Below are 12,871 nucleotides of genomic sequence, written 5' to 3' on the forward strand. Positions count from 1 at the left end.
CGCCAGACGGGCTGCCGTGACAGCTTGATTACGTTATACTCGCCGGCTTTCAAAAGTTCGCCAACGAGTGCTGCCCGTCATGGAAATCAACCCGATCCTGAACACCATCAAGGACCTGTCCGAGCGCTCCGAAACTATTCGGGGGTATCTTTGACTACGATCAAAAGCATGAGCGTCTGATCGAAGTCAATCGCGAGCTTGAAGATCCTGCAGTCTGGAACAAACCTGAATACGCCCAGGAACTGGGCCGCGAGCGCGCTGCGCTGGCGCAGATCGTCGATACCCTCGACGAACTGAACGGTGGCCTGGCCGATTGCCGCGAGCTGCTGGACATGGCCGTTGAAGAGAACGACGAGGGCGCGGTCAACGACGTCGTCGAAGTCCTTCAAGGTCTCGAAGAGTCCCTGTCCAAGCTCGAATTCCGCCGTATGTTCAGCCACGAGATGGACCCGAACAACGCCTACCTGGACATCCAGGCCGGTTCCGGCGGCACCGAAGCCCAGGACTGGGCCAACATCCTGCTGCGCATGTACCTGCGCTGGGCCGACAAACGCGGTTTCGACGCGACCATCATGGAGCTGTCGGCCGGTGAAGTCGCCGGGATCAAGGGTGCGACCGTGCACATCAAGGGCGAATACGCCTTTGGCTGGCTGCGTACCGAGATCGGCGTGCACCGTCTGGTGCGCAAGAGCCCGTTCGACTCCGGCAACCGTCGCCACACCTCGTTTTCCGCGGTTTTCGTCTCGCCAGAGATCGACGACAAGGTGGAAATCGAAATCAACCCGGCAGACTTGCGGATCGACACCTATCGTTCCTCCGGTGCCGGTGGTCAGCACGTAAACACCACCGACTCGGCCGTACGTATCACCCACGTACCGACCAACACCGTGGTGAGCTGCCAGAACGAACGTTCCCAGCACGCCAACAAGGACACCGCCATGAAAATGCTGCGGGCCAAGTTGTACGAGCAGGAAATGCAGAAGCGCAACGCGGCGTCCCAGGCGCTGGAAGACACCAAGTCGGATATCGGCTGGGGTCACCAGATCCGTTCGTACGTGCTCGATGCGTCGCGGATCAAGGATCTGCGCACCAACATCGAACGCAGTGACTGCGACAAGGTGCTCGACGGCGACATCGACGAATACCTGGAAGCCAGCCTGAAATCGGGCCTGTAAGCTTTCACCCGACCTCAAGTCCCCCGCCATCGGCGGGGGCAACGAACCTGTGATGGAATATTTAAAGACATGAGCGACCAACAACTCGACCCGCAAGCCCTGCAACAGGAAGAAAACTCCCTGATCGCCCTGCGCAAGGAAAAGCTTGCTGCCGAGCGCGCCAAGGGCAATGCCTTCCCGAACGACTTCCGCCGCGAAAACTACTGCGAAGCACTGCAGAAACAGTACGCGGACAAGACCAAGGAAGAGCTGGCAGAGGCTGCGATCCCGGTCAAGGTTGCAGGTCGCATCATGCTCAACCGTGGCTCGTTCATGGTGATCCAGGACATGACCGGTCGCATCCAGGTCTACGTCAACCGCAAGACCCTGTCCGAAGAAACCCTGGCCGCGGTGAAAACCTGGGACATGGGCGACATCATCGCCGCCGAAGGCACCCTGGCCCGCTCCGGCAAGGGCGATCTGTACGTCGAGATGACCAGCGTGCGCCTGCTGACCAAATCCCTGCGCCCGCTGCCGGACAAGCACCACGGCCTGACCGACACCGAACAGCGCTACCGTCAGCGCTACGTTGACCTGATCGTCAACGAAGACGTGCGCCAGACCTTCCGCGTCCGTTCGCAAGTGATCGCGCACATCCGCAGCTTCCTGATGAAGCGCGACTTCCTCGAAGTCGAAACGCCGATGCTGCAGACCATTCCTGGCGGCGCCGCGGCCAAGCCGTTCGAAACCCACCACAACGCGCTGGACATGGAAATGTTCCTGCGTATCGCCCCAGAGCTGTACCTCAAGCGTCTGGTGGTTGGCGGTTTCGAAAAAGTGTTCGAGATCAACCGCAACTTCCGTAACGAAGGCGTTTCGACTCGTCACAACCCTGAATTCACCATGTTGGAGTTCTACCAGGCTTACGCCGACTACGAAGACAACATGGACCTGACCGAAGAACTGTTCCGCGAACTGGCGCAGCTGGTTCTGGGCAGCACCGACGTGCCGTACGGCGACAAGGTGTTCCACTTCGGCGAGCCGTTCGTGCGCCTGTCGGTGTTCGACTCGATCCTCAAGTACAACCCTGAGCTGACCGCCGATGACCTGAACGACATCGACAAGGCTCGCGCCATCGCCAAGAAGGCCGGTGCCAAGGTGCTGGGCTTCGAAGGTCTGGGCAAGCTGCAGGTGATGATTTTCGAAGAGCTGGTCGAGCACAAGCTGGAACAGCCGCACTTCATTACCCAGTACCCGTTCGAAGTGTCGCCGCTGGCCCGTCGCAACGACGACAACCCGAACGTCACCGACCGCTTCGAGCTGTTCATCGGCGGCCGTGAAATCGCCAACGCCTACTCCGAGCTGAACGATGCGGAAGACCAGGCCGAGCGCTTCATGGCGCAGGTGGCCGACAAGGACGCCGGCGACGACGAAGCCATGCACTACGACGCCGACTTCGTTCGCGCGCTGGAGTACGGCATGCCGCCAACGGCCGGCGAAGGTATCGGCATCGACCGTCTGGTGATGCTGCTGACCAACTCCCCGTCGATCCGCGACGTGATCCTGTTCCCGCACATGCGGCCACAAGCGTAAGTGTTTCAATAAAAAAGCCGCCTGAAATGGGCGGCTTTTTATTGCCTGTCTGGTACAAACGTATCAAATGGTTAATTTTGAAGAAAACAACAGAGGTATGCCTGTCGTGATCGGTGCAATGGCTCAAGAGGGTGCAGCGGGAATCGCCACTGCGGTCGCTGAAAGTGTTCAGTACCAGGGCCGCAAGGCCAGCCGGCAGGGCAGTGAACAGCGTCGACAGGACATTCTCGATGCGGCGATGCGCATTGTCGTGCGCGACGGTGTGCGGGCCGTGCGTCACCGGGCGGTGGCGGCCGAGGCCGGCGTGCCGCTGTCGGCCACCACGTATTACTTCAAGGACATCGATGACCTGCTCACCGATACCTTCGCCCAGTACGTCGAACGCAGCGCGGCCTACATGGCCAAGCTGTGGATCAACAACGAAGGCCTGCTGCGCGAAATGGTGGTCAGTGGCGACGGCAGCCCGGAGTCGCGTTCGCAACTGGCCGACGATATCGCGCGGTTGATGGCTGACTACGTGCATCGGCAACTGGTCAACCGTCGCGAGCACTTGATGGCCGAGCAGGCGTTCCGCCAGGAAGCGCTGCTCAACCCGCGTCTGGCGGAACTGGTGCGTTCCCACCAGCAGATTCTGCTGCAGGGCACCTGCCAGTTGTTCCAGGTATTGGGCTCGCGCGAGCCGCAGCAGGATGCCAAGGTGTTGACGGCGATTATCGGACGGATGGAATATCAGGGCCTGCTCAACGACGCCGAGCCTTTGGCCGAAGAGGACATGCTCGGCATTCTGACGCGCTATATGCACCTGGTACTCGCGTCGGTGTAACGCAATCCCTGGTTGATCGTTCCCACGCTCTGCGTGGGAATGCCGCCATGGACGCTCCGCGTCCACTGTGACGCAGAGCGTCACTGTATGCATTCCCACGCAGAGCGTAGGAACGATCAGAAGAAACGGGTGTTCAAGGGAGTGTCGAATGAAAGCCTGGCGTGGCGTGCTGATCGCCTTGTCGTTCCTGCTGCTCAGCGGTTGTCTGGTGACCTTCCGCGAACCGCTGCCCGCCAGTGAACCGGCGCCCAAGGGCCTGCTCGGCCAATGGTCGAGCACCAATGCCTGGGGCGAGCCGATGAATCTGGAATTGACGCGCCTGGGCAACGATCGCTATCAGGCGGTTGCATACTTCAAAGCCAAACCCCGCGAGCGTGAAGCCTATCCGTTCACGGTGTCGCGCCACGGCAGCCGCTGGTACCTGTCGGCGAAGGTGCCGGCGCAATACGGCGGGCACTTCACCATCGCCGGCTTCGAGATCACCGACAAGCGCGAACTGGTGATCTACAACCTCGACCTCGAACAGATCAACCAGGCCATCGCCCAGAAGACCCTCGACGGCCAAGGCTTCCAGACCGATGACGGCGAGGGCGTGCAGGTCGACAGCCCGCTTGAAAAGGTCTTTGCTTACCTCGACGACCCGGCAAATTCCGACGTTTTCGTCGAAGCGGCGCGCTATCAGCATCAGGCCAAAGCCAAATAATTCAGTTCGTCACGTTTTCTACAGGAGTTTCGGGTGGACGATTACCAGCAGACGATACGCATTCTGTCCGATCGCATAGTGCTGGCGCAGACGCCGATCCGCGTGCTCGACGCGGTCAAGTGGGACGAGAACATCCGCAAGGGTTTCCTCAAGGCCAAGGGTAAGGAATTGCCGGCGGTGGATCGCGACTACTACCTCAACCGGCCGCTGTCCTTCGATTCGAGCAAGGTCAAGCTGGAATTCCAGAACATCGAGCGCGACATCACCCGTCAGCTCGGCCAGTTCAACCCGGTCGGCCAGATCATGCGTCGCATGTGCAAGGAATACCGGATGGTGGTGCGCATGCTCGAAGCGCGCGGCACCGAGGATTTCGGCCTGATTTCCCAGGAACTGTATGGCGCCGCGTCCGACGCGTTCCACGCCGGTGACCCGACCCTGGCCGACCTCGGCCTGATGATGTCGGATTACCTGAACAACATCGACGGTCGTGGCGATCTGAAGGACGAACCGAAGACCCTTACCGCCAAGGACGCCGTGCACCTGCTGCAAACTCGTCTGAACAAGGTGTTCGGCGAGGCCGAGGAAACCATCCGCGTGTTCGAGTCCGACGGCATCGTCGCCGACGCGGCGGCGGGCGCCGACTACATCAAGATCCGCACCGACGCGATGTTCAACGACCGTGACGTGCGGGCGCTGGAAGTCCACGAAGGCCTGGTGCATGTCGGCACCACGCTCAACGGTTTGAACCAGCCGATCTGCACCTTCCTGTCTAAGGGCCCGCCCTCGTCGACGGTGACTCAGGAAGGTCTGGCGATCCTGATGGAAATCATCACCTTCGCCTCCTACCCGAGCCGCCTGCGCAAACTGACCAACCGCACCCGCGCCATTCACATGGTCGAGGAGGGCGCTGACTTCCTGCAGATCTTCGAGTTCTTCCGCGAGCAGGGCTTCGAGATGGCGGAAAGCTACGGCAACGCCAGTCGGGTTTTCCGTGGATCGACACCGACCGGTCTGCCATTCACCAAAGACTTGTCCTACCTCAAGGGCTTCATCATGGTTTACAACTACATTCAGTTGGCCGTGCGCAAGGGCAAGCTCGAACAGATCCCGTTGCTGTTCTGCGGCAAGACCACGCTTGAGGACATGCGAACCCTGCGTCAGCTGGTGGACGAAGGCCTGGTGGTGCCGCCCAAGTACCTGCCGGACCAGTTCCGCGACATGAACGCGCTGTCGGCGTGGATGTGCTTCTCCAACTTCCTCAATCACTTGAGCCTGGACCGGATCGAGGCGGATTACTCCAACATCCTGTAACAACACCGATTGATCGTTCCCACGTTGATCGTTCCCACGCTCTGCGTGGGAATGCATCCCGTGACGCTCCGCGTCACAGTGGACGCGGAGCGTCCATGGCGGCGTTCCCACGCAGAGCATGGGAGCGATCTACTGAATTCCAACCCGAAATTTTGCGAGGTTTCACCGGATGAGAATCCTCGGCATCCTTTGCCTGCTCCTGACCCTCGGCGGTTGCAGCTCCTTGCTGTTCTACCCCGAGCCCGGTCAGATCTTCACCCCGGAAAAGGCCAAACTCGAATACCGCACCGTCACCCTGACCACCGCCGACGGCCTCAAACTGAACGCCTGGTGGCTGCCGGCCAAGCCCGGGGTCGAGGTCAAGGGCACGGTGCTGCATCTGCACGGCAACGGCGGCAATCTGCCGATGCACCTGGGCGGAAGCTGGTGGCTGCCGAAAAACGGCTATCAAGTGCTGCTGGTGGACTATCGCGGTTACGGCTTGTCCGAGGGCGAACCGAGCCTGCCGGCGATCTATCAGGACATCGATGCCGCCTTCGCCTGGCTGGACAAGGCGCCTGAGGTCAAAGGCAAACCGCTGATCCTGCTCGGCCAGAGCTTGGGTGGTGCAATGGCCGTGCATTGGCTGGTGCAACATCCGGAAAGACAAAAACAGCTCAAGGCCCTGGTGCTCGACGGTGTGCCTGCCAGTTACCGCAGCGTCGGCCAATACGCCCTCAGCACTTCGTGGCTGACCTGGCCGTTTCAGGTGCCGCTGTCGTGGCTGGTGCCGGATGGCGACAGTGCGATCAACGCGATGCCGCAGCTCAACGGCGTGCCGAAACTGATCTTCCACAGCCTTGACGATCCTCTGGTGCCCCTTTCCAACGGCATCCGTCTGTATCAAGCTGCGCCGCCACCGCGCGTGCTGCAACTGACTCGCGGCGGCCATGTGCAGACCTTCGGCGATCCGGTCTGGCGTCAGGTGATGCTGCGCTACCTTGACGATCCCGAACACTTCAACGGCCTGCGCCGCCTCGGCGAGATCCCGAATTATCCGACACCCCCGAATTCTGAAGACGAACCACCAGAGAGTCCGCAATGAGTGAAGAACGTAACGCCATCCCGCTGATCATCACCGGCATCTGCAGCATCCTCGGCACCGTCGGCGCCCTGTGGTACTACGGCTACCTGCACTTCGCCAAACCCGAGGATGCGTTGCTGCTCAACGAATTCACCATGCTCAAGACCATTCCCGGCGAAGACTACAAAGTCTCCCTGACCCCGGCGCCGCAAGTGGCGCAGTGCATCGATGGCGTGCTGGTGCTGTTCGACACCGAACAGAAAGGCCTGACCGGGGTGCTGGTCAACAGCCAGAAAAAGGCCGTGCGCTGCATGGGCCAGGAGACGCCGCAGAAGCTCGAAGAGTAAATCTGCGTCAGACAAAAAAGCCCCGCCTGATCACTCAGGCGGGGCTTTTCATTTACAGCTCAGCGAATCAGTGCGTGGTCGAGCTCACGGCCGAACGCGGTACCACTGGCTGGTTGTCGTTGGAAATGGTCACTTCCACCCGACGGTTCATGGCACGGCCCGAGACGGAGGTGTTATCCGCTACCGGGTATTCCTTGCCGTAACCCTGGGCGACGATGCGCGATGGGTCGACACCCATCTTGATCAGTGCAACCTGCACCGAGGTAGCGCGACGCTCGGACAGCGACTGGTTGTAGTTCGCCGTGCCGGTGCTGTCGGTGTAGCCCTCGACGATCACTTTGCGATCTGGGTTTTCCTGGAGGAACTGCGCCAGTTTGTTGATGTTCACCAGACCGCTGGATTTCAGGTCGGCCTTGTTGGTGGCGAACAGCACGTCACCGAAGGTCACCAAAGTACCGCGATCGGTCTGCTTGGCGTTGAGGCTGTCCTGCAGCTGCTTGATCTGCTGATCGCGAGCGTCCAGACGGGCCTGGGCACGTTGGGCGGCGGCGTTCTTCAGATTGGCTTCAGCGGTACGCAGAGCGATGGTCTGCTTGGCCACTTCCACGCGCTGGTTGGTCAGATAGGCCAGCTGGTCGACCTTGTGCTGGTCTTCCTTGTCCAGATAAGCCTTGTCGGCCTTGTCCAGGTAATCACTGGCATCCTTGGTTTCCAGCGCCGCGACTTTGCTGGCCTGCGGGTTGGCTTGCAGGCCGGCGTAGTTGGTGCGTGCCTGTTCCAGGTTCGGGTTCGGCGGCGTCGAGCAGGCAGCCAGGGCAACGCTTGCGGCCAGGAGAGCGGGGATCATCAGTTGTTTACGCATAATCGTTCGTCCTTTCTATCGATAAGAGTTTCAGCCTTGCGGTCGGGATGCGCGCTTACTGCACGGTGCGCTGACTTTCCTGACGCAGTTCCTGAACACCTTTCTGGGAATCCTTCACCGCTTGTTCGGCTTTCATCGCCTGAGCCTTGCGTTCCGCTACGCGAGCGTCCCACTCGGCCTGTTCGGACAATGTGCGAGCCTCGTCATACTTCTTGTCGTGCATGGCGATTTCGGCTTGTTTGAGTTTGTCCTGCGCTTGCTTCATCTCGACGGCGGCGAATTCGGTACCGCCGGCGCTGACCGCGCTGTTGACCGCCGATTGAGTCACGGCGTACTGCTCGGTCGGTGGATTGCCGGCGCAACCGGCCAGCACGAAGCTGGTGCCGATGGCGAGAGCGGCCAGTTTCAGACCGCGCAGGTGGGAGAACGAGGTTTGGGTCTTCATGGTCTTCAACTCCATTGGTTAACTCCTTGAAAGCTTCGAAATCCATCCTGGTAGCGGAGCCGCAACCGTCATGTGCAAGTGCGTTTTGAAACGCTCGTTCCAGGCGTGGTTACCTGTTCCGACCGAAGGCAATTTTCAAAAGTTCAGAAAAGATGGCTCATCGCCAAAAAATATTCTGACCAAGTGGACAAGGCTCTAAACCGGGAACTTTGACGGGGGAGAGTGGTACGCGCGGGGTAATAAAGCGTGCGTTTTTTGAGTCTGAACACAGTCAATGTGGGAGCGAGCTTGCTCGCGATAGCGATGGATCAGTCACCACTACAGTGCCTGACATACCGCTTTCGCGAGCAAGCTCGCTCCCACGTTTCGATTTTTGTAGTGTCAGTGTTTTTGCTTGCCGGCAGCCGCCGACAAGTCATGCAGATGACGCCGCGACAACGCGAGAAAACGTGGCGTCGGGCCGACATCCTCATACAGCGGATCGCCTTCCTCGTCGGTGGCGACCACGGTCGAACCTTTCACATACGGCAGGCTTGCTTCGAACTCTTCGAGGGCGGCGCCGATCAATTCACCGAGCAGTTCTTCGGCGTGACGTTTGGGGTACATCTCGGCGATCGCCGCCAGCCGTGCGGCAGCTTCCACATCCAGATGAATCGTGTAGCCGGTATCGGTCAGGCGACCCTTGGCGGTTTCTTCCCAATGCTGGGCGAGTTCACGGATTTTCATAAAAACCTCATGTCGCACCTGCTCATGGCAGGTCTTGGTGAGTGTCCGGCGTCAGCCGGCGGCAAGCCGTTGTGCGGCTTACGGTTGAGACTAGCTTTAACGCTCAAGGTTTAAAGTCCCTTCGTCGTCTGCTTGTAAGAAGCGTCCCAGAGCGGCACTCTCTGTTCATCCACTCACTTGCGATCCGTCACCGATTACTGCTGGAGAGATGCTGATGACCGATATTGATGCACGCTTGCGCGAAGACGTTCACCTGCTCGGTGAACTGTTGGGCAACACCATTCGTGACCAGTACGGCGAGGCGTTTCTCGACAAGATCGAGCAGATTCGCAAGGGCGCCAAGGCCGACCGGCGCGGCTCGATGGACGCCGAACTCAGCGCCAGCCTCAATCAATTGAGCGAAGACGAACTGCTGCCGGTGGCGCGGGCCTTCAACCAGTTTCTCAACCTGGCGAACATCGCCGAGCAGTACCAGCTCATTCATCGCCGCGAAGAGACCCAGGCCGCGCCGTTCGAGTCCCGCGTGCTGCCGGAACTGCTCGCCCGCCTGCGCAACGAAGGGCACAGCGCCGAATCCCTGGCCCGGCAACTGGCGCGGCTGGAAATCGAACTGGTGCTCACCGCGCACCCGACCGAAGTGGCCCGGCGCACGCTGATCCAGAAGTACGACGCGATTGCCGCGCAACTGGCAGCCCAAGATCATCGTGACTTGACCACGGCCGAACGCGAGCAGATCCACAACACCCTGCAACGCCTGATCGCCGAAGCCTGGCACACCGAAGAAATCCGCCGCACCCGACCGACCCCGGTGGACGAAGCCAAGTGGGGGTTTGCGGTGATCGAACATTCGCTGTGGCAGGCGATTCCCCACCATATGCGTAAGGCCGATCAGGCGCTGTTCGCCGCCACCGGTTTGCGCTTGCCGCTGGAAGCCGCGCCGATCCGCTTCGCTTCGTGGATGGGCGGCGACCGTGACGGCAACCCGAACGTGACCGCTGCCGTGACCCGCGAAGTGCTGTTGCTGGCACGCTGGATGGCGGCGGATCTGTACCTGCGTGACGTCGATCACCTGGCGGCCGAACTTTCGATGCAGCAGGCCAGCGAAGCGCTCAAGGCCCGGGCCGGCGACAGTGCCGAGCCGTATCGGGCAGTGCTCAAACAATTGCGTGAACGGCTGCGCGCCACACGTAACTGGGCCCATGCATCGCTGACCGCAACCACCCCGGCACCGGCCGACGTGCTGCACAACAACCGCGACCTGCTCGATCCGCTGGAGCTGTGTTTCAACTCGCTGCACGAATGCGGCATGGGCGTGATCGCTGACGGGCCGTTGCTCGATTGCCTGCGCCGGGCCGTGACCTTCGGTCTGTTCCTGGTGCGACTCGATGTGCGTCAGGACTCGTCCCGCCATAGCGCGGCCATGAGCGAAATCACCGATTACCTCGGCCTCGGCAAATACGAGGAGTGGGACGAAGAACAGCGCATCAGCTTCCTGACCCGCGAACTGCAAAACCGTCGGCCGCTGCTGCCGGCGCATTTCAAACCCTCGGCCGACACCGCCGAAGTGCTCGCCACCTGCAAGGAAATCGCCGCCGCGCCGGGCGCTTCGCTGGGCTCCTACGTGATCTCCATGGCCGGTGCCGCTTCCGATGTGCTGGCGGTGCAATTGCTGCTCAAGGAGTCCGGCGTACTGCGGCCGATGCGCGTGGTGCCGCTGTTCGAAACCCTCGCCGACCTCGACAACGCCGGCCCGGTGATCGAGCGCCTGTTGCTGCTGCCGGGTTACCGCGCGCGCCTGCAAGGCCCGCAGGAAGTGATGATCGGCTATTCCGACTCGGCCAAGGACGCCGGCACTACCGCCGCGGCCTGGGCGCAGTACCGGGCGCAGGAGCGGCTGGTGGAAATCTGCCGTGAGCAGCAAGTCGAACTGCTGCTGTTCCACGGTCGCGGTGGCACCGTGGGCCGGGGTGGCGGTCCGGCGCACGCGGCGATTCTGTCGCAGCCGCCGGGGTCGGTGGCCGGACGTTTCCGCACCACCGAGCAGGGGGAAATGATTCGATTCAAATTCGGCCTGCCGGACATCGCCGAGCAAAACCTCAATCTGTATCTGGCGGCGGTGCTCGAAGCGACCCTGTTGCCTCCGCCGCCACCGACTCCCGAATGGCGGCATCTGATGGACGAACTGGCCGCCGACGGCGTCGCTGCTTACCGTGCGGTGGTGCGGGAGAATCCGCAATTCGTCGAGTATTTCCGCCAGTCCACACCGGAGCAGGAGTTGGGCCGCTTGCCATTGGGCAGCCGTCCGGCCAAGCGCCGTGCTGGTGGCATCGAAAGCCTGCGGGCGATTCCGTGGATCTTCGGTTGGACCCAGACCCGCCTGATGCTGCCGGCCTGGCTCGGCTGGGAAACCGCACTGAACAATGCGCTGGAGCGCGGCGAAGGCGAGTTGCTGGGGCAGATGCGCGAGCAGTGGCCGTTCTTCCGCACCCGCATCGACATGCTGGAAATGGTGCTGGCCAAGGCCGACGCCGATATCGCGCAGTCCTACGACGAGCGTCTGGTGGAGCCGGAGTTGCTGCCGTTGGGTGCGCACTTACGCGACCTATTGTCGCAGGCCTGTTCCGTTGTCCTCGGCCTGACCGGTCAGTCGCAGCTACTGGCACATAGCCCAGACACCCTGGAATTCATCCGTCTGCGCAACACCTACCTCGACCCGCTGCATCTATTGCAGGCCGAGTTGCTGGCGCGTTCGCGGCAGCAGAATGTCGAGCAGGGCAGCCCGGTGGAACAGGCGTTGCTGGTGTCTGTGGCGGGGATTGCCGCCGGTTTGCGAAATACCGGCTAAGGTTTTCTGCGTGGGGCGGGGCACCCGGGGCGAACCTCGGGTGCCGTTTATTGACTGTAGGAAAAATGCGGTCAGGCGACAGTTAATGATGGGGTTGCGACTTGGGGAACCACGTCGCAAGGTCGCGGCGGGCGCCGGTTTCTCCGACTTTTGGCGTCTTGTGTGGGCGCAGCCTGCTGTGTATCTTGATCAGCCTTTGGCCGTTTGGGCGGCCACGACCCGTTTTATGAGATTGGCCCCACGAGGCGAATCCATTGTTTTTTATATAAAAAATTGAGGAGCACATCGATGCGCGTCATTCTGCTGGGAGCTCCCGGGGCCGGTAAAGGTACTCAGGCTAAGTTCATCACCGAGAAATTCGGCATTCCGCAAATCTCCACCGGCGACATGCTGCGTGCTGCGGTCAAGGCCGGCACCGAGCTGGGCATCAAGGCCAAGAGCATCATGGATGCCGGCGGCCTGGTGTCGGATGACCTGATCATCGCGCTGGTCAAGGACCGTATCGCTCAAGCCGATTGTGCCAAGGGTTTCCTGTTCGATGGCTTCCCGCGCACCATTCCTCAGGCTGAAGCGCTGGTGACTGCCGGTGTCGAGCTGGACGCCGTGGTCGAAATCGCCGTTGAAGACGAAGAAATCGTTCAGCGTATCGCCGGTCGTCGCGTTCACGAGGCCAGCGGCCGCGTTTACCACATCGTCTACAACCCGCCGAAACTGGCCGGCAAAGACGACATCACCGGCGAAGAGCTGGTGCAGCGCAAGGACGACACCGAAGAAACCGTGCGTCATCGCCTGTCGGTCTACCATTCGCAGACCAAGCCGCTGGTGGAGTTCTACCAGAACCTGTCCGCCAAAAACGGTGGCAAGCCGAAGTACAGCCATATCCCTGGCGTCGGTTCGGTTGAAGCGATCACTGCCAAGGTGCTTGAAGCCCTGAGCTGAAAAACCTGATCCGCTGCATCATCCACGGCCCGCTTGCGGGCCGTAGTTGTTTATACTGGC

At 60.9% G+C, this 12,871-nt stretch carries 12 protein-coding genes; 9 read left to right on the top strand and 3 right to left on the bottom strand.

What is annotated here, in order from left to right:
- Positions 1-79: 79 nt before the first annotated feature.
- The 7 genes from prfB (at position 80) to AC0R79_RS06575 (ending at position 6,994) form a co-directional block, all read left to right on the top strand.
- A protein-coding gene (gene prfB / locus AC0R79_RS06545; protein WP_102621447.1) for a peptide chain release factor 2 occupies positions 80-1,175 on the top strand; the annotation gives its coding sequence in 2 pieces (ribosomal slippage) (positions 80-151 and positions 153-1,175; 1,095 coding nt in all).
- A gap of 69 nt (positions 1,176-1,244) precedes the next feature.
- On the top strand, positions 1,245-2,747 hold the full coding sequence (lysS, locus tag AC0R79_RS06550) for a lysine--tRNA ligase (RefSeq protein WP_007954693.1): 1,503 nt from the start codon (positions 1,245-1,247) through the stop codon (positions 2,745-2,747).
- Between the two features lie 118 nt (positions 2,748-2,865).
- Positions 2,866-3,570, top strand: a complete 705-nt coding sequence (locus AC0R79_RS06555) for a TetR/AcrR family transcriptional regulator (protein WP_011332647.1) — start codon at positions 2,866-2,868, stop codon at positions 3,568-3,570.
- 148 nt (positions 3,571-3,718) lie between these two features.
- Positions 3,719-4,273 carry a hypothetical protein gene (locus AC0R79_RS06560; protein ID WP_474733763.1) on the top strand — a complete coding sequence of 185 codons (555 nt, stop codon included), beginning with the start codon at positions 3,719-3,721 and terminating at the stop codon, positions 4,271-4,273.
- 33 nt (positions 4,274-4,306) lie between these two features.
- Positions 4,307-5,584: a flavohemoglobin expression-modulating QEGLA motif protein gene (locus AC0R79_RS06565; protein WP_011332649.1), complete on the top strand. Its 1,278-nt coding sequence runs from the start codon at positions 4,307-4,309 to the stop codon at positions 5,582-5,584.
- A gap of 169 nt (positions 5,585-5,753) precedes the next feature.
- Positions 5,754-6,668, top strand: a complete 915-nt coding sequence (locus tag AC0R79_RS06570) for an alpha/beta hydrolase (protein ID WP_127797039.1) — start codon at positions 5,754-5,756, stop codon at positions 6,666-6,668.
- Entirely contained in the window at positions 6,665-6,994 is a 330-nt protein-coding gene (locus tag AC0R79_RS06575) for a PA3694 family proteiin (protein WP_085609172.1), read from the top strand. Before AC0R79_RS06570 ends, AC0R79_RS06575 begins: the two co-directional genes overlap by 4 nt.
- 67 nt (positions 6,995-7,061) lie before the next feature.
- Here the strand turns inward: AC0R79_RS06575 and lptF are convergent, their stop codons facing one another.
- From lptF to AC0R79_RS06590, 3 genes are all read right to left on the bottom strand, one after another.
- On the bottom strand, positions 7,062-7,856 hold the full coding sequence (gene lptF, locus AC0R79_RS06580) for a lipotoxin F family OmpA-related lipoprotein LptF (protein ID WP_085609173.1): 795 nt from the start codon (positions 7,854-7,856) through the stop codon (positions 7,062-7,064).
- Between the two features lie 55 nt (positions 7,857-7,911).
- Positions 7,912-8,316 carry a DUF4398 domain-containing protein gene (locus AC0R79_RS06585; protein WP_007954708.1) on the bottom strand — a complete coding sequence of 135 codons (405 nt, stop codon included), beginning with the start codon at positions 8,314-8,316 and terminating at the stop codon, positions 7,912-7,914.
- Positions 8,317-8,682: 366 nt separating this feature from the next.
- A complete protein-coding gene (locus AC0R79_RS06590; protein ID WP_011332654.1) occupies positions 8,683-9,027 on the bottom strand; it encodes a hypothetical protein in 345 nt (114 codons plus the stop codon).
- A 214-nt stretch (positions 9,028-9,241) separates the two neighbouring features.
- Here AC0R79_RS06590 and ppc point away from each other — a divergent pair, with 214 nt between their 5' ends.
- On the top strand, positions 9,242-11,872 hold the full coding sequence (ppc, locus tag AC0R79_RS06595; RefSeq protein ID WP_474733767.1) for a phosphoenolpyruvate carboxylase: 2,631 nt from the start codon (positions 9,242-9,244) through the stop codon (positions 11,870-11,872).
- A gap of 288 nt (positions 11,873-12,160) precedes the next feature.
- Positions 12,161-12,811, top strand: coding sequence for an adenylate kinase (gene adk, locus AC0R79_RS06600; RefSeq protein WP_064593717.1), 651 nt, complete (start codon positions 12,161-12,163; stop codon positions 12,809-12,811).
- Positions 12,812-12,871 lie beyond the last annotated feature (60 nt).

It is taken from the genome of Pseudomonas sp. HD57-3 (assembly GCF_056113135.1).